The organism is Paenibacillus marchantiophytorum, assembly GCF_014640555.1.
GTDB lineage: Bacteria > Bacillota > Bacilli > Paenibacillales > NBRC-103111 > Paenibacillus_E > Paenibacillus_E marchantiophytorum.
The window spans coordinates 145,720-164,760 of the sequence record NZ_BMHE01000006.1; the positions used below are offsets into that span (position 1 = coordinate 145,720).

At 41.0% G+C, this 19,041-nt stretch carries 13 protein-coding genes; 10 read left to right on the forward strand and 3 right to left on the reverse strand.

Features of this window, described 5'->3' with window-relative positions; genetic code table 11:
* Positions 1-122 precede the first annotated feature (122 nt).
* From IEY34_RS08790 to IEY34_RS08815, 6 genes are all read left to right on the forward strand, one after another.
* Positions 123-1,874: a sensor histidine kinase gene (locus IEY34_RS08790; RefSeq protein ID WP_189010378.1), complete on the forward strand. Its 1,752-nt coding sequence runs from the start codon at positions 123-125 to the stop codon at positions 1,872-1,874.
* Entirely contained in the window at positions 1,871-3,481 is a 1,611-nt protein-coding gene (locus IEY34_RS08795; RefSeq protein ID WP_189010380.1) for a response regulator transcription factor, read from the forward strand. Before IEY34_RS08790 ends, IEY34_RS08795 begins: the two co-directional genes overlap by 4 nt.
* 115 nt (positions 3,482-3,596) lie before the next feature.
* Complete coding sequence (locus IEY34_RS08800) at positions 3,597-4,931, forward strand: ABC transporter substrate-binding protein (protein WP_189010382.1); 1,335 nt, start codon at positions 3,597-3,599, stop codon at positions 4,929-4,931.
* A gap of 103 nt (positions 4,932-5,034) precedes the next feature.
* On the forward strand, positions 5,035-5,970 hold the full coding sequence (locus tag IEY34_RS08805) for a carbohydrate ABC transporter permease (protein ID WP_189010384.1): 936 nt from the start codon (positions 5,035-5,037) through the stop codon (positions 5,968-5,970).
* A gap of 31 nt (positions 5,971-6,001) precedes the next feature.
* The gene (locus IEY34_RS08810) at positions 6,002-6,841 is read left to right on the forward strand and encodes a carbohydrate ABC transporter permease (protein WP_229757536.1); all 840 of its coding nucleotides are present in this window, start codon (positions 6,002-6,004) and stop codon (positions 6,839-6,841) included.
* A 170-nt stretch (positions 6,842-7,011) separates the two neighbouring features.
* A complete protein-coding gene (locus tag IEY34_RS08815; RefSeq protein ID WP_189010389.1) occupies positions 7,012-8,670 on the forward strand; it encodes an extracellular solute-binding protein in 1,659 nt (552 codons plus the stop codon).
* Between the two features lie 55 nt (positions 8,671-8,725).
* Here the strand turns inward: IEY34_RS08815 and IEY34_RS08820 are convergent, their stop codons facing one another.
* From IEY34_RS08820 to IEY34_RS08830, 3 genes are all read right to left on the reverse strand, one after another.
* The gene (locus IEY34_RS08820; RefSeq protein WP_229757537.1) at positions 8,726-9,562 is read right to left on the reverse strand and encodes a carbohydrate ABC transporter permease; all 837 of its coding nucleotides are present in this window, start codon (positions 9,560-9,562) and stop codon (positions 8,726-8,728) included.
* Positions 9,563-9,583: 21 nt separating this feature from the next.
* Positions 9,584-10,522 (reverse strand): carbohydrate ABC transporter permease, encoded by a 939-nt coding sequence (locus IEY34_RS08825; RefSeq protein ID WP_189010391.1) that lies wholly within the window; start codon positions 10,520-10,522, stop codon positions 9,584-9,586.
* A gap of 96 nt (positions 10,523-10,618) precedes the next feature.
* On the reverse strand, positions 10,619-11,956 hold the full coding sequence (locus IEY34_RS08830) for an extracellular solute-binding protein (protein WP_189010400.1): 1,338 nt from the start codon (positions 11,954-11,956) through the stop codon (positions 10,619-10,621).
* A 231-nt stretch (positions 11,957-12,187) separates the two neighbouring features.
* On the opposite strand from IEY34_RS08830, the gene IEY34_RS08835 reads away from it, so the two are divergent.
* The 4 genes from IEY34_RS08835 to IEY34_RS08850 all read left to right on the forward strand — a co-directional run bounded on the left by IEY34_RS08835 (position 12,188) and on the right by IEY34_RS08850 (position 18,925).
* On the forward strand, positions 12,188-13,972 hold the full coding sequence (locus IEY34_RS08835; protein WP_189010402.1) for a sensor histidine kinase: 1,785 nt from the start codon (positions 12,188-12,190) through the stop codon (positions 13,970-13,972).
* Complete coding sequence (locus tag IEY34_RS08840) at positions 13,965-15,392, forward strand: response regulator transcription factor (RefSeq protein WP_189010404.1); 1,428 nt, start codon at positions 13,965-13,967, stop codon at positions 15,390-15,392. Before IEY34_RS08835 ends, IEY34_RS08840 begins: the two co-directional genes overlap by 8 nt.
* A 142-nt stretch (positions 15,393-15,534) precedes the next feature.
* Positions 15,535-17,271 (forward strand): sensor histidine kinase, encoded by a 1,737-nt coding sequence (locus IEY34_RS08845; RefSeq protein ID WP_189010406.1) that lies wholly within the window; start codon positions 15,535-15,537, stop codon positions 17,269-17,271.
* 4 nt (positions 17,272-17,275) lie between these two features.
* Positions 17,276-18,925 (forward strand): response regulator, encoded by a 1,650-nt coding sequence (locus tag IEY34_RS08850; RefSeq protein ID WP_189010409.1) that lies wholly within the window; start codon positions 17,276-17,278, stop codon positions 18,923-18,925.
* Positions 18,926-19,041: the final 116 nt, after the last annotated feature.

Below are 19,041 nucleotides of genomic sequence, written 5' to 3' on the forward strand. Positions count from 1 at the left end.
TCGCTTCCGCGAGCTGAGATACTAAATTAGCATGTTGGTGAACTCGGTTTTAAAGGTTTTAATATTTTCAATCACGAATTAGATATGAATATCTGTTCTTACATCCAAAAGGTCGTGATAGCATGAAATTCAAACGAATACGCATAAAAATATTAATTGCCATGCTTTTAACAACGGGGATCCCCATATCGATTTTGGCAGGAATTATTGTTTATCAGGTATCTCAATCAATTACAAGTGACGCGGAGCAGGCGAAAACACTCGTCGAGCGAGATATGTTCAGCGGAATTGAGGATTTTAATCAAAATCTCTATGATACGGCTTACCAAATTTATTATAATTTTGACTTGCTTGAAAGTCTGCGAAGTTTTTCGGATTATCAACCGGATAACAGCCATAATTATGATTCGTTTCGAGATACGAAAGAATTATTTTTGGGTATGTATAATAACGCGAAGATCAAGGATATTCTGGGCATTTATTTGATTAATTCCGTTGGTGAGTCCAAGGGTAGTTTTTTTTCATATGTGCCTGTTTCTTATTCAGGTTTACCTCAACCCTACTTGAAAGGTTTAATCGAAGAATCACGTACGCATGCTGCTCAAGGACCTAATTTAGCTTACAGAAAAACCAGCTTATATGATCAACCTATTTATCAATATGTCGTCCCATTAATTTTTCAAGGCGAGCAAGTAGGGGCGCTCGTTATTGACGTTAACGTGACATCCTTTCAACAATCAATTGAAAAATACAATACCCTGTATAAAGGGGAAATCATCATATCTAACCCTCAAAAAAGTATTGTATATCATACGGATGCTAATCAGATACTTACGCAATTGGAGACAGACGGTATTTCTTCTGACAACAAGGTCGTAAAAAAGGAACTCAGTAAATTTGGATGGGAGCTTCTGTACTTATATAAAATAAATCCGAATTTACTTTTCTTTAAAAATTTAGCCTTTGCAGTCATTATTGGGGCCATTTCCTTAATGATGGTATTCTCTCTAACCCTAAGCTATGGAATTACAAAACCTATTATTGGTTTGCACAGAAACATGTTACGCATTCAGTTAGGTGATTTTTCGGCTAGAACGGAAGTATTCACGAAGGATGAGATTGGTTTCCTAGGAAATCAATTCAATCAGATGGCTGAGCAAATCCAGCAGTTAATCGATCATGATTTTAAGCTGCAACTTTTAAACAAGGAAACACAAATTAAAGCCTTACAAGCGCAAATATCGCCTCATTTTCTACACAATACGTTACAGACCATGTCCAATCTTGCCACCGTTGAAAATGCGCCTGAAATAAAATTGATCTGCCAATGCTTGAGCAATATGTATCGTTACAACATGAACATCGAAGATGAATGGGCGACTTTGAAAGATGAGATCAAGCATATACGCAATTATTTGTTTATTATTAGAAAAAGATATCCGGGCATGTTAACGATTAAAATTAGGGTGAGTGAAGAATTACAAAATAGCTATGTCCCGCGATTAATTCTTCAACCGCTTATTGAAAATTCAATTGACCATGGATTAATCCCCTCAAGAAGAGATAAGAAGTTATTAAAGCTTTATGTGCGTCGAGATTTGACGAATAATAAGTTGAAAATCTATCTTGTCGATAATGGTAGGGGCATGACGAAGAAAGCTTTGCATGATCTAACTAGTAGGCTTGCATCGAATATTCAAAGGGATATAAAGTCACTTGAAGAGCGACATTCAATAGGTCTACAGAATGTGCATGCCAGACTTCAACTTCTATGCGGTAAGGAATATGGATTACGTGTGTTCTCCAAACCAGAGGCAGGGACGATGGTCGTCATCGAGCTCCCACTGCCTAACAACCAAGAGGTGATACTATGAAGATTCTTATCGTCGATGATGAAATAGCGATACATGAACAATTGAAATTGTGCATACCTACAACTGAGCTTGGATGGACAATTGTAGGAGATGCACTTGATGGCGAAGAAGCATGTCTCTTGGTCAAAAGGTATCAACCTGATATTATTATCACCGATATAAAAATGCCCTTACTTGACGGACTAAGCTTTATGGAGTGGCTGAAAGAAAATCAGTTTGCCGGTAAAGTTATCGTACTTAGCGGGTATGGAGACTTTTCTTATTCACGACCAGCCTTTCTTTTAGACGCTTTTGATTATTTACTTAAGCCGCTACAGGAGGCCGAATTACTACGAACGCTAGTAAAGGCTGTGGAGGAATTAGCTAGAGATTCCAATCGTATCGTTGAGCAGATTAATGAGAAAGCAGTACTGAACCAAGGGATTGTTCTCATGAGAGATGAATTAATGACGCAAATTATAGGTGGAAAAATAAAAGATGAAATTGAAATCTTTGTTCGAGCGGAGCAGCTTTTTATCTCTATGCCAGAATCTAAATATATTGTTATGGTTATTCATTTAGTTGACTTGGATGAACATATTCAAGACCGATATCGTGGAGATCGGTCTATTTTTTACTTCGCAGCCAGAAATATTTTAGAAGAAAGCATTCTTGAATATGGAGGTATCGTGTTTAGAAATTTACAGAAATCTGGCGAATATGTCCTTGTTATCGAGGAGAAAGGGGCATTTTTTGACCCCATTAAACGAGCAAGGAGTATTCATTTATCACTAACAACCTGTTTACGCGTGAAAGCACTTATCGGTATTAGTTCAGTTAAACAATCGTTGAGCACACTAGCAGCAGCGTATTTTGAGGGCGTTCATGCCATTGAGACAATTCGTTTTGGAGAACAAGAGACCATCGTTAGATTTGGTGAAGAGAGGTCGCAGCTAGGAAGTTCGGGTGACCAGAAAGAATGGAAAGATCTTCAGATTCTTCTCGAATTCTTAGTGAAAACGGGATCTATAGATAGCGAAACTTCATTCATGATGAAGTTTGAAGAAGCCATGCATCATCAAAGTATTGTGAAAATGAGTCGACAGGATTTTAAGCAAGCAGTAAATATGCTCATTGATACACTAGATCAGGTGGCGCACCAATCCGAGAATATTCTCTATTGGCTGCAAGAAGCAAGGTCTAGCGTACAAGAATGGAATGTCAAACAAGTACAATTACTTCTTCGCAATAGTATGGGGCAGCTATTAAAGCGTTTAACAAAGAATCAAAAGACGAAAACGGGAAAGCAACTTATTTATCGTGTCAAACAATATGTGGAAGAGAATTATCAGGACGTAAGCTTGGAAGGTATTTCTCAACAGTTCTATTTGAATAAAAATTATTTTTGTTCCATCTTCAAAAGCGTGACAGGTGAAAACTTCTCCGATTATTTAACACGTGTTCGCATGGAACAGGCGAAGTTGTTGCTAGCCAATAGTGGACTGACAACCTATGAAATTGCCGAGAAAGTAGGCTATCAGGATCAGAGATACTTTAGTAAGGTATTTCGTAAAACGACAGGCATGCTACCCAAACAATTCCGGGCTCAACCCCCATCAGATATCTGAATATATTCCACTATTCTCTGAGATTTGTCTCATGTCCCGGTTAGCAGGTTCTTAGTACACTTAGGATGTAAAGATGAAACAAATTAAACAAGCGAAGAAAGAAGGGGACATCTAAATGGTAAATAAAAAAGTCGTTCCAGTTGTACTGTCTGGTATCGTAGCACTTTCATTGCTCTCAGGTTGTGCGAAAACGAAAGTGGAGGAGAGCAGCTCTACAACTTCTCCGAAAAGTGAGACAACTACAGCACCAACCGCAGCTGCAGCAAAACCAGTGACCTTGCAATTCTGGGCTGCGTGGTCACCGAACTCAGATGAAGAGGTTAAAACAAAGGCTCAAATCAAGAAGTTTGAAGAAACGCATCCGAATATCAAAATTGATGTCCAACTGATTACGTTCGATGTGATGCACGATAAACTCATTGCTGCCATCAATGCTGGCAATGCTCCTGATCTTAGCTGGGGTCTTAGCGAATGGTTTGGTGAGTTTAACAAGATGGATGCTTTAGCGGACTTAAGCGCTTCTTTTAATGCTTGGAGCGATAAAGATAAGATTTACAAGAACGTTGTTGATTCCTTATCCGTAAATGGCAAGCTTAAAGCACTACCACAGTATCTCGGTATTCGCGCACTTCTGTATCATGAGAATATGTTGAAAAAAGCTGGATACGATGCGCCGCCGAAAACATGGGATGAACTCATTGCCATGTCAGATAAAGTGAAAAGTTCAAACGGCAAAGAAGCGTTCGGTATCGCGGCGACAGGCGTTAGATCTCCTCAAGAACTATTGTCGTTGCTAGCTCAAAACGATTTGGAAATTGCCAAGAAACAGACAGATGGTAAATTTAAAAATACGTGGCAAGAAAATCCTGATGAGTTAAAACGTGCTGGGGAAGTATTCCAATTCTACAAGGATCTACTTGCCAAAGGTGTCGTTAAATCAGAGGCAAAAACATGGGGCTGGCAGGAAGAAGATACCAACTTTGCACAAGGTCAGTATGCAATGGTTGTGAATGGTCCTTGGATCGAAGGGCGCAGCAAAGAGAATCCAGAAGAAATGAAGGATGTCAAAGTTGCAGCACCGCCATTTAAGAAGAAAGCAGCAACCTTCCTAGAAGTAAGCCCACTGTACATATACAAGGCAAAGCATGAAAAAGAAACATTCGAATTCGCTTCCTACATCATGGGGAAAGAATGGCAGACTGCGATTCGTCCAACAAACTCACCACGTTCTGACGTTATTAGCGATAGCCCATGGGGTAAAGGATTTACTGATTTGGCAGCTACTGGGGTTGTATTCCCAAGTGTTTCACTGGGTGGAATTACAAAAGACTTGGAAGATTCAATCGCACGCGCCTTAATAAAAAATGATCCTGTGGAAACAGTGGCAAAGTGGCTATCGGACGCCATAAATGCCGATTTGAAAAAGTCCGGGGAATTAAGCGCTAAGTAAACTAAAGAGAAGGTATAAGCAGGCATTGTTCGTTGTTTGGTTTACTAAATAACTTAGCAATGCCTGTTGATCTTAACCTAAAAAGGTGATTATGGTGGAGCAAATGGAGAATAAGACAATTCAAGAGACGACGTACTGGAAACGCAAGCTTTTTTTTGGTAGAGAAAATAAAACGAAGATCTTAGCGAACTTGTTTGTTTTGCCAGCACTATTATTCTTTTTGTTTCTGATTGCCTATCCATTATTAAGTGTAGTGTGGGATAGTTTTCATTTCAAAAATTTAGTGAACAAATCGTTAACAGGCTTTGCAGCACTAGAGAATTATAAGACTGTCCTACAGAATGAGAATTTCGTAAGCGCACTTCGACAAACAGTTGTCTGGACGGTATTGTCGGTTACAGGCGAGTATTTTCTTGGTATTATCTCAGCTGTCGCCCTCAATCAACCCGTAAAAGGTAGAGGGATTTTTAGGGGAATCATTATTATTCCATGGGTTGTTCCAATTGTCGTAGCAGGACTTACTTGGCAATGGATGCTAGCGCCTGATTACGGCATCATCAATATTGCATTAGTGAAATTTGGGATATTGGATAAACCGTACTACTGGTTAGGAGAAGTGGATACGGCTCTATTCGCTGTTACGTTCGTAAATATTTGGAGAAGTTTTCCATTCTATACAATAAGCTTATTGGCTGGCTTGCAGTCGGTGTCGAAAGAGATGATTGAAGCTGCAGCGATAGATGGTGCCGGCGTTCTGACCCGATTTTCCAAAATCGTATTGCCTCAGTTAAAATCGGTTTCGTTAACTTTGATTTTCATCCATCTCATCTGGACAGCCATTAATTTTGATTTTATATGGGTGATGACAGAAGGTGGACCTTTTAACTCAACGGAAACACTGCCGATCATGATTTATCGCTATGCACTTAAGCAATATGATATTGGTACAGCATCAGCGCTTGCTTCGATGATGCTAGGCTTTATGATGGTTGCCTTTCTATTGTTCTATATGAGGTCTTCTAAGACAAATAAGTCGTAAGCATAAAGATTAGGAGTGTTTGGTTATGCTCATGAGCAAGAAACAGAGATTTTGGTTACAATTACTTACCTACACAGTCCTTGTGGTCCTAGCGGTTTACTGTTTATTTCCTTTTATGTGGATGATTGATACGGCCTTAAAGCCATTGAATGAAGTTAGGACTAGTCATCCTACATTCTTGATTAACCATGTGACTTTTGATAATTTCACGAGAGTATTGCTGGAGTCTAAGTTTATAACGTTCTTTGGTAATAGTATGTACGTGGCTTTTTCAACCACGATTCTTTCACTGATTATCTCAATTTTTGCAGGTTATGCACTTAGTAGATTCGGAACATATCGGGGAGTCAAAGTTGCAAGCCTATCCATGTTGCTTTCACAAATGGTCCCGGGCGTGCTGTTGTTAATACCTTTATACTTGCTAATGAAAAATTATCATTTATTAGATTCCTATTACTCCATGATCTTAGCGTATACGACATTTATGGTTCCACTATGTACTTTTATGTTAAAAGGTTACTTCGATACGCTGCCATATGAGATGGAAGAGTCTGCTGAGATTGATGGCTGCTCACGTGTAGGGATTATCTTCCGAATTATATTACCGGTTTCAGTCCCAAGTTTAATTGCAACAGCATTATTTGCATTCGTAAATGCGTGGAACGAGTTCATGTTTGGCTTTGTGTTCATTAATGATGAAGCACATCGGACACTTACACCAGGGATTACCTTATTTAAAGGTCTGTATACGACTGATTGGGGAAGCATCATGGCAGCTTCCGTACTTTCAGTGATTCCTGTTGTTATTTTGTTCCTATTTATGCAGCGATATCTGATGGATGGAATGACAGCAGGCGCAGTGAAAGGATAGGTAAATGTATGACACAACCGCAAAAATGGGGCTTGCCTCGATTTGCACATCCTTGATGTTGTTAACATCTATGACCTGCTAGGAAACAGCTCGGAGCTAAGGCTCTAGGCTGTTTTTCCTATTATGCTTTCAGATGACCTATATTTGGGGTGAAATCAGAAAGGCTGGATATGAAGAAGATGGTATGTGAAAAAGGATTAATTGGATTGTTGTTGCTCATTGTTTCTGTTGTTATGATTGCAGTCTTAGGAAATAAGCATGCGTTGGAGAACATGCCGTCTGTGAAACAGCAGCACAAATCAGCGATAGCAGTGGCAGAAGCAGGGAATCCGTTCAAAGAGCATATGGAAATTTCGCTAGCGATTTGGGATATCGGACCTGCTTTCCAGAAAGCAGATCAAGATAATCTCTTGAAGCATTTGGAAAATAAATTTAATGTCACTATTAAGCCTATTCAACTCAGTTGGGTGGATTGGCAGGAGAAGATTAAAATATGGGCAGCTACAGGTGAACTTCCCGATATTTTTGCTACGAGTTTACCGGATACTGACTTTCTGCTCTACGATAGCTGGGTGCAGCAAGGGACCCTTCGCGCACTTCCGGAAGATATGAGCAGGTTCCCTAATCTATCTGCTTATCTAACATCTCCCGAGGTCCAACCGCTAAAGAAAAACGGGAAATTCTATGCTTACCCTCGTTATACGTATCCGTCTGACGACGGATGGTTGACAGATAAGGCTATTTTGGTGCGTAAGGATTGGATGCAAAAGCTCGGGCTTCACGATCCCCAGAACTTCGAGGAATTTAAAGCAATGCTGAAAGCCTTCGTGACACAGGATCCGAATGGAAATGGCAAGAGGGATGAAATAGGTCTTGAGGGGCAGGGATCTATGTCCAACTATCTCAACTTTGTTTTCTCTCCGACACTTCCGCAATATGTGAATTATTATTATTTGTTCGAGAACGGCAGATGGATACCTAATTACATGTCGGAGAAGTTTCCAAAGGTCCTGCAACAGTGGAGGGAGCTATACCAAGAGGGTCTGTTAGATAAAAATTTCGCTATCTATAAAGATAGGGAAGGAACTGATTTGTTCATACAAGGAAAAGCGGGAGCACTTGCCTATTCTGTTAATATTCCACATATCAAGAAGATGAGTGATTCATGGGAGCATTACAATCCAGGAACCAAATTTGCCGATTCCGTGAAAATGCTGCCAATCTGGCCGGATGAGAAGGGTGTCCGCCATCATTATGTGCAAGGCACTTTTTGGTCGGAGTCCTATTTCAGCGCTAATGTAAGCGATTCCAAGATGGAGCGGATTATGTATCTGTATGACTATTTGGCGTCTGAAGAAGGTATGCGTCTGATGAAGTTTGGCCTCGAAGAAATTGATTATCACATGGAAAATGGTCAGCCCGTCAGTCTGCTTTCGAATCGTGAGAAATTAAACCGGAAGTATCCAAGTCTTGACGCATTAAGCGTACTAGTCTCATGGGCACAAGAGATCGATCAGCTTGATATTCCTATTAATCGCAGAAAGTTTGGCGAAGAAAATTTTCAACTATTTCTGGATTCGCGTAAGTGGATACTTGAACATACAGAACCAGTGCAATTTAATCCGTCTATTCAAACCATCCTGCACTTGCAGCCTCCCCTAAGCGGAATTTCTTTCGATCAGGCAGCGGATGATGCAGCAAAGGTTGTACTGGGCAAAGAAGATGTCGCAGCAGCTTGGCGTGCGAAGTTGAATGAATATAATAGGTTAGGGTTAGCCAAACAGGTGGATGACGTGAATAGGGAGGCACAAAAACAAAGAATTAAATGAAGTCAAAGGCTAAAGAAAATTCCTTAGCCCTATGTGATTGAGCCGTAAGCTGTAACTAGGCTTTAACAGCTCCAGCCGCGATATTCGCAATAAACTGCTTGCTGAACACCAAGAAAATAACAATTAAAGGAATTGTAGCCAGCAATGTTCCTGCCATGACCAAGGAATAATCCGTGCTGTAGATGCTATTTAATTGAGATAGAGAAATTTGCAGCGTATATTTTTTAGGATTATTCATGACAACAAGCGGCCATAAATAGTCATTCCAGGTTGAGATAAAGGAGAACAAACCCAAAAATGCTAAGGCAGGCCGAAGTAGAGGAAAGCCAACATGCCAATAAAGTCGAAAATCATGACACCCATCGATTCTGCCTGCATCCAACAGTTCATCATGAATCGTATCTTTGGCGTACTGGCGTATCCAAAATACGCCAAAGGCTGTTGCAGGGACCAAGCCAGGTAAAATCAACGCTTTGAATGTGGAAATCCAGCCAAAATTCGAGATGATAATAAAAGAGGGGATCAGGGATAACTGACTCGGTATCATCAAGGATATGAGAAGAATATTAAACAAGACTATACTTCCGGGAAACCGATATTTGGCGAAAAAAAACCCGGCCATCGAAGAGAAGAATAGCACCAATACCATTGCACATGTCGATACCCCTATTGTGTTCAGAAAAGAAGTGCCAAAATTAATATTTGCAAACACATGTTGTACATTAAGCAGGAAATTAGAACCGAATACTAATTTGGGGGGGAAACGAAATACGTCACTTGATTTATTGGTCGCTATCACGGACATCCAATAAAAAGGGAATAGTGACAGGAGTCCACCAACGATGAGAAGGAAGTGTAAGGCAAAGCTTTTGATGGTGATTGTAGGGCTCAAGGTCCGTTCTCTCCTCAGCGATTATTTCTCGGATAATTTAATGATTTTCCAATTGATAAAAGAAAATACTAAGATAATAACAAACATTCCCCAGGCGATTGCTGAACCATAGCCGAACAGATGGTTAAAGAAGGACTGTTGGTATAAATAAAGAACCATGGTCATTGCGCTATGTCCAACACCGCCTAAGCTGGTGTTTCCCGTCAATACTTGAGATTCAGTGAAGACTTGCATGCCGCCGATTGTTGATGTAATGACCGTGAACAAAATAATCGGGCGAAGCATCGGTATCGTAATTCGGAAAAAGGATTGGGGCATACTTGCTCCATCTATTCGAGCAGCTTCGTACAAATCGGTTGGAATGCTTTGCAAGCCTGCCAGATAAATAATTGCGTTATATCCTGTCCATCTCCAAATGACCATGGACGCGATTGTGACTTTAACCCAGAAGGGTGAACTGATCCATTTTATTTCATCCAAACCAAGGCTATGGAGAATAAAGTTCAAAAAACCGTAATTCTCAGAATAAAGGGTACCGAATACAATCGCAACCGCTACGATTGAAGTGATGTTGGGTAAAAAGTAAAGGATTCGGTAACCTGTACGAAAACGTAAGAATGCTGAATTGAGTAGAAACGCAATAATTAAGGCGAGAAATAGCATGGGAATCGTTGAAAGCAGCCAGATGTAAAGCGTGTTTGTAATGGAATGCCAAAAATCGGCATCAGAAATTAAAAATTTATAATTATCTATTCCAATGAATGTCATTTGTCCAATGCCATCCCATTTTTGAAACGATGCATAGAATGAAAACAGCACAGGGAAGAGTCCAAAGATCCCAAACAATATAAAAAAGGGTGAGATACCCATATAAACCAATGTATTCCTTTTAATATCCTTCCATATCCGATTGCCGTTTTTCCTTTCAATGGTGTTTGCTAGCTGGATTTCCGTTTCCATGTAAAGTCACTCCTTGGACGTGCTAGTTGTGAGGAGAAGACAAGGACTTGTTCGAATTAGCGCAAGTCCTTGCTCTTCTTATGCTCACTTACCTATTTATTTCGTTATTTGTGATAATTTCTTCTTGGAATTATCAATAGCATCCTTCAACGCTTTATTCGGATCTTTACCTGATTTCTCCATGTTCGTCAATTCATCATTGAAAGCAGTTGTCGCAATGTTCTGGTTTAGACCCAAAAACTTTGGTTTCACCTTTTTGGCAGAATCGCTGAAGATTTCTCCTGTTTTTTGACCACCAAAAAAGTCTTCTGCCAGGTTCATTTTAGGATCAGGATAGCTTGCCAAAGTAGATGGAAATAAACCCTTTGAGGCGTAGCTGTTCGCTTGGTTTTGCGCATTCTCCAACCATTTAATGACTTCAAACGCTTCTTTCGGATGCTTGGATTGTTTGGGAATAGCAAGGAAAGAACCGCCATTATTCCCAGGCTCCCCTGGAGCAGGTGCAACTCGCCATTTCCCTTTCGTATCCGGCGCTCCAGCTTGAAGGGTAGATTTCATCCAAGAAGCTCCGACAAACGAGGCGAATTTACCGTTATTAGCTGCCGAATTCCATTCTGGCGTCCAATTGGCGACTCCTGCAACCACTTTCTCCGACGTGAATTTGGCAGTAAGATCCCATCCTGCTTTAATATGTGGTTGGTCACCGATAAAGTTGTCATTGTTGTCGAAGTAGGCTTTATCTTGTTGGGCAAAATACTGGTTATAAACGCTTATTGCGTTATCAATCAGAAATACCTTGCCTGATGACGTATCGCGAATTTTCTTTCCTGCATCGAGATAGTTATCCCATGTTTTAATTTGTGCGCTCACATCTGCCGGCTCGTAAGGAAGCCCAGCATTTTTGAATAAATCAGCTCGATAATAGAGAGCCGTTGGGCCTGTATCCATTGGGAATCCAAGCATAAACTTCCCATCGCCTGAAAGGCCGGCATTCCACTTCCATGGCAAATAGTCTGCTTTCAGGGAGTCGGCGCCCAAATCAAGCAAATTATAAAATTTATCTTTATTTCCCATGTACGTTTGAACATCTTCGTTTAGACCGGTTATATCAGGTGCCCCTGATCCAGCAGAAAGCGTTGTCAATAATTTAGAGCGAAAGTCACCACCAATGTTTTGAGCATCCAACTCAATATTAGGAAACTGTTCGCTGACCTTTTTATATAAGGCTTCATCTACCGAACCGTTCCAATACCAGAGTGTAAGCTTCACTTTCCCTGTTGATGCATTTGCCTTATCTGTTGCTTTGGCTGTATCTGTTGCTTTAGCACTCGGAGCCGCCGAAACATCGACTGCTGACGGGGTGCTGCTGCATCCAGTAAAAGCGACGACTGACATGGAAAGCAATGATACCTGTACCCACTTTTTATTTTTCATGTAAACCTCTCCCTGCTTCTTATAGTTTCCTTCCATGAATCCACTCTAATTGTAGGCACTTTTCATAGAAGAGAGTATTGCTGGGAATAACGAGTTTCATCTCCAATTGTTAGACGGCAGCTCAATCAAGAGAAGAAACGATGGACTAACTTATCTATTAGACATAGGTTTATAACTTAAGCACATAGTCCGCAATGAAATCATTTTGTTATAGTGAGGATGGGTCTTGGTATGTTCCTTTGGTTTAAGCGATTACGTATTAAGACGCAACTGGCTGCCTTGTCAATTCTTGTTCTTGTCATCATCTGTTTACTGACGGTGTATTCCTATACGAAATTTGCTCATGTTCTGGAAGAGAAGAATCTGCAGGCGAATCAGAATTTGGTAGGGCAGATTCAGAAATCCCAAGAAGAGATGTATAAGTTGTTTGAGAAGATGATATTCAATCTCTCGTACAGCAGCAGTGTGCAGTCCTTTCTCCTTCTCGATGACCCTGTCAAGCGCATGGAATCTGCTCAGAATGTCAACAATCTCATGAAGAGCGTAATCAACTTAAATGAAGGCATTGAAGATATGGTTGTCGCGGGTGTGAATGGTGAGCAATTAGCCTTCAGTGGAAATCTCTCGACGATCCAACATGCGAGGTCAACCGTAGATTCACTTATTCTTTATTCAAAGCCTAATGCCTCTGAATTAATGGCTTGTCCGGATGGAAACGTTTCCTGTATGCTTCTGACGGCACCTGTTTTTTCTCTCAATAGCTCCACTCCGTTTCATAATCATATTGGCTTTGTTGGCCTTCTTGTTCAGGTCAAGACCCTCTCTGGCATAGAGGAAAAGCTTTATCACCAGAAAGATGTGATCTTGCTTATTACAGATCGCAATGGGAGGCTGATTGCCAGCAATAATCCTCAATTTGAAGATACACAGCCTATTCTTGAAATCGTCAAGCTTCATGAGGAGCAGTCATCGGATACCTTGATCTTGAAGGGGCACCATTATTTGATTCATCGAGAAGACATTCCATTCATCGCAGGACAATTGATCCATATTACTTCCCTCGATGTCCTGCATCAAGAGCTTCGTGATATTGGCAACTATGAGATCATCATACTGAGCATAAGTGTGCTTATTCTGTCCGTGATGCTCGGCTACATTAGGAACAACATCGTGCGGCCGCTGCGTAATTTGATGCAGTTCATGCAGGAGATTAAAAGGGATACGGATGCTATGAAACGAAGGATTGATTTAGAAGGATATGCAGAAATTAGTGTCGTGGCTAACCACTTCAACGGCATGCTCAGCAAGATCCAAATGCTAACCGATGAGATTGTCAGAATGAACAGCCGTATGTATGAAATCGAGTTGGAGCGACAAAACGCGCAATTCAATTTCCTTAAAAGCCAGATCAATCCTCATTTCTTGTACAATACCATGGAAACTATTAAGGGTCTTGCTGTTATGAGAGGTGTATTTGAAATTCGTGACATTGTGAAGTCAATGGGACAGATGCTCCGCTACGCGGTGAAAGGTGACGATGTCATTCCATTGTTTAAGGAAATCGATATTGTCCAAAGCTATTTGCACATCCAACAATTCCGATTTCAGGATAAAATCGTTTCAGAACTCCATTTGGACAAGAACACGATGAACTATCCTATCCCTAAAATGCTGCTTCAACCTATTGTTGAAAATGCCATTTATCATGGTTTGGAGCCAAAGATAGGGAAGGGACTCCTCAAGATATGTTCTAGGATTATTGATAGCGTGCTTTTCTTAACGGTTGAGGATGACGGAGTGGGCATGACGACGGATAAACTGGCTGAACTTATGAAGATATTGACAGCGAAGGAGCCAGTTCAATCAGAAGGAGAGAGAGGCGTCGGACTTATTAACGTGCATCGCAGAATTCAGTTAATCTATGGCGCTCCTTATGGCCTAGTGGTCCAAAGCCAAGAGAGAGTGGGCACAACCATGACGATAACACTGCCGATAGGAGACTCAGACAATGTATAAAGTGCTGCTAGTCGATGATGAGAGGTTTGTATTGGAAAGCTTGAAAGGAAGTTTGGATTGGGAGAGCAACGGATTCACGGTATGCGGAACCGCTGAGAACGGTATTGAGGCGCTGGAGCTTATTGGAACACTTCAGCCCGATGTTGTGTTTACGGATATACGCATGCCAGGGATGAGCGGTTTGGAATTCATTAAGAAAGCAAAGGAAATTAGCGCTTGTGCGTTCGTCGTCGTAAGCGGCATTGCTGAATTCAGCTATGCTCAGAAAGCTATCACATTCGGTGTAGAAGGTTATTGTATAAAACCTTTCGATGAGGATGAAATCGTCTCCATCCTGAAGAAAATTCGCGAAAGGATGTATAAGTCAGCGAATAAAACGGATTGTGAATTTGAATGGATGCTGATGGACAAACAGTCGGATCAGAGTCTTCGTCTTATGCAGGATAAGCTCAAGAAGTTGGGATTCGAACCTGACGATGGCTTTTCTGTTTGCATACTCAGAGGCGATCACTCGTTGATCCTGAGCGGGGTGGTACAACCGCATATTCATTTCACCGTCGGCAGAGCGAAGCATGCGATCGTAATGGGGAATTCACATTCCGCGAGCTTGAAGACCTGGATAAGCGCGAAGTTGCGTGAACATCCAGACTGGTCTGCAGGCTGGCATTCTTGTCATGCGCTCGATACGCTGTATCGTTCCTTTGAGAAGGCGGACATCGCATCTTATCACTATTATCTAGATGCGGGAACCTGTGTACATGAATTTCAGCTCTCAAATGAATGGCGGGTTTCTGATTTCCTGCGGCAGCTTACAGAGTCAATAGAAGGGCAAGATCATGATAAGGCCCAGCTTCTGCTGGATTCAGCATGGATTGTCATGCAAGATTCTCATGCCAATATACAGGCTTTGATACGACTGTATTATACGGTGGTATCAAGCCTTGATTCCGAAACAGGGATATCGGATCCTTCTTTGTATGCGTATGAGACCTTTGTTAAACAATATCCCAATTTTGATATCTTGTTAAAGAAACTAAAAATAATGATGAATACGAAGGCCAGTCCCTCCACAGATGACGCTCATCCAGTGATTAATCATACTATTCTCAGAAACATTATTGATGATGTTGATAATAGGTTCATGAATGCGACCCTCTCGATACGGGAACTAAGCAATCAATATTTCATTCACCCTAATTACTTAAGCCAACTATTCAAAAAGCATCTGGGCGAAACTTTCACGGAGTATGTGATGAAGAAACGGATTCACTATGCGGGTAGTTTGTTGAAGAATACGAACCTGACTATAAAGGCTGTAGGGGAGAAGAGCGGATATTCGGATTATTTTCATTTTACGAAGATATTCAAGAAAATGACAGGCGTTACGCCAAGTATGTATCGGGATCAATTAGAATCATAAGAAATCGTAAATAACTACCAAAAAATTCCTGTAAATTACCTTCCCATATAGGAAATGAACTAATAAAATAAAAGGGGCTGCGATTTAAATTTAAAAAGTAAGGGGAGATAGCAATGAGTATGTTACGCTGGGGTCTATATCGTTGAGAGGAGCATGGCGGAAGTCGATCTTTGGAAGGCTGATGCTGATGTTTATTCTCATTTTGGTACCTCTATTTATTATCGGCTACAGTATTTATAACTGGGGGATAACGACGGTCAAAACAGAGATAACCAACTCGTTGAGCGCGCAAACCGATTTCTATAAAACGAATTTGGAGAAAGAATTACAACGAATTCGTATACTTCAATATGACATCTTGAATGATGCTAGCTTGAATGAGCTTGCTGTTGCTTCCCTTTCGTTAAGTGACTATGACCGTGATATGAATTTGAACCGCGTACAGCAAAGGATCGATGCGATTAAGGGCAGCAGCCGATATATTGCTGAAGTGAAAGTGGTCATTCCAGGAATACATAAAAGCATCAATACACCCTCTATTCTGGATATGAATGAAAAAGATTCTGATTTAGTCCTCCAATCTCCCAGTATGTCAATTTTGAAATTAAACTATGTGAACCAGCAAATTATTTTAAATTCTGACTCCTCCAACATTGGCAAAACCAGTGATAACACGCCTCTATTTTATATTTTCATCCTTTTGTCAGAGACCGAAATCAGTAAAATGCTAGAAGAAATGCAGACCTATGAGGGCAGTGGCTCCATCCTCTTTAGTACAAGCAACGAGTTAGTCATAGAGAGTAGTTCGAACAAAGTTTTGTCCCAGGAAATGAGAAGTTCCCTTGTGCGTCATCAAGATGTGAATTTCAATATCAAAAACATTCTGGAATTGAACAAGAAGCAATACTACGTCAATGTTACGACAATGGATCAGGTAGGACTAACCTTGGTCAGATACACACCCATTGCCCAAGTGTTTCAGAAGATTGATCATTACCGCACTTTATTTTGGATATTTTCCTGCACCACATTGATCATTATTTGTATTTTTTCGATTTCCACCTATCGCTTTATTCATCGCCCTTTATCCAAGCTAGTAAAGGCTTTCTACCGTGTAGAAAAGGGGGATATCACGGTAGAAATTAAGCATAATCATCAGGATGAATTTAAGCATATTTATGAACGTTTCAATTCTATGCTCAGTAATTTGAATTCTTTAATCGATCAAGTGTATCGCCAGAAAATACTGCTGCAGCATGCTGAATTAAAGCAATTGCAGACACAAATTACACCTCATTTCTTGTACAATAGTTTCTTTATTTTAAACCGTTGGATTCAACGCGGCTATACGGAAGAAGCGATTACATTTTCCAAGCAGTTAGGCAGCTACTTTCAATTCGTTACACGCAGCGCGGCAGAGGAAATCCCGCTTGCTAGAGAAGTGGAGCATGCAAGAACCTATACGGATATTCAGACCATGCGTTTCTCAAACCGTATCCAATCGGAATTCGCTGAGCTGCCTGAGAAACTGGGCCATATGATGGTTCCGCGATTATTGCTTCAACCGATTATTGAGAATGCTTTCGCCCATGGTCTAGAAGATATGGAAGTTGGCGGGAGACTTGTGGTTAGCTTTGATTTGGTGGAGAACGAGCTTCATTTAAGCATTGAAGATAATGGAAAGAACTTGCTGGATCATGATCTGGAGAACATGAAGCGTCAATTAAATTGCGAAGATGAACACGTAGAAATAACGGGACTCCTGAATATTCATCGACGCATTCGTTTGAAATTTGGAAAGATGAGCGGCATAGAGGTGTGCCGTGGGGAGCTTGGCGGCTTAAAGGTCACGATGCGAATCGAAATGATGGGAGCTTAGGGACGTGCATAAACTTATGATTGTTGACGATGAACCGATTGTAGTCGATATGCTGGTCGCGTTGTTTGAAGAGGAAATGCAGATGGAGCTTGAGGTTTACAAAGCATATTCGGCTTCTGAAGCACTTGGTTGGCTGGAAACATATAAATTCGATATTGTACTCTCGGATATTAAAATGCCGGGTATGAATGGACTGCAGCTGCTGGAAAATATGCAAGCCAATTGGTCGGCATGCAAGGTGATTTTCCTTACTGGCTTTCGTGAGTTTGATTATGTATATTCAGCTATCCATCATGGCGCCGTGCGCTATTTATTAAAAACAGAGGAAGATGAGAAAATCATCGCTGCGGTACGAGAGGTTATTCAGGAAATGAAAGAAAGTCTGCACGACGGTGAGATTATTCAGAAAGCTAAGCTTCAGATGGCGCAGATGCTTCCTCTTCTTCAGAAGGAATGTTTACAGGATATCATCGACGGTGTTTCAGTTGCAAACAGCGAAGAGCTTCAAGCCCGTTTAGATGAGCTTCAAATTTCAATCGATGTGAGCCAGCCTCTCCTTATGGGAATCGGTCGTTTTGATCGAATGCCTGCGAACTTAAGCGCATCGAGAAGGAACGAAGTTTACTTTGGGCTTAAGTCGTTAGTAGACACCTATATGCCCATGGTTTTTAGAAGGAGCAGCTTTCTCGCTGAACAAACTTTTTTTGTTTGGTTGTTGCAGCCTAATGAGCGACAGCTAGAGCTGAATCGTTCGAGGCTTCTCCTGAAAGGAGCCTTAGAGAATATTCAGGCAGCTTGTTCAATCTCCTTAGACCTGACGATATCTTTTGCAATCAGTCATTCTCCCCTAGATATTCAAGCTGCAGCGGAAGGATATCTAGGTTTAAGACGGCTGCTCGCCTACCGGATGGGGGTCGGCAAAGAAATGATTTTGACGGATGCGGAACCGTATTTTGTAGATTCCCTACAGCATAATCAAGTCGATGCAAAGCTAAAGCTAGCCTACAAACAACTAGATCGTCTTCCCATGTTCAGGAATTATTTGGAAGCAGGGCAAAGGGAAGAAGTGCTGCACCTATTGGGTTCCATAATTGATGCTCTGCGAACGGTGAGTAACAGAGATGATCATCTTGCCTTGGAAATCTACTATAGCATGGCCAATGCTTTGCTGGGGTATCTAAATCGGTGGAGCCTTATGGAAGTTGTTTCTGTGAATATCGATCTACATCGCTTGCTGCGATTGGATGAATTTCGTACGTGGGGAGAAAGCGTCGAATTTCTCTATCATTTAACAGAGTCGATTCTAGACCTGCAATCCAGCCAGGAAACCAAAAGAGCAGAAGCTGTAGTCGCTGGACTGCAGCAGTATATAACAACAAATATGCAGAGTGACCTTTCATTAACGAAGTTAGGGGAACTCGTTTTTCTCAACCCTTCTTACCTCTCCAGGCTCTTCAAACAAGTCACTGGCAAAAATTTATCCGAGTATATTACGGAGATAAGAATGAATAGGGCCAAAGATCTCTTGCGGCAAAGCACGAAGAAAATTAACGAAATTTCCAAAGAAGTCGGCTATGAGTCCCAGCAATCCTTTACAAGGTTCTTTCGTCATAGTGCCGGGCTTTCACCACAGGAGTATAGAGAATCGCTGTAAAGTAGTCAATATTCGTTAAAAAGGTAAAGACAAGAGAATAGATATGAAAGCGCATACTACTTATAATTTAGAGCACAGGCCTTTACTTATCCAATTATAACTAGGGGGAATTTGGA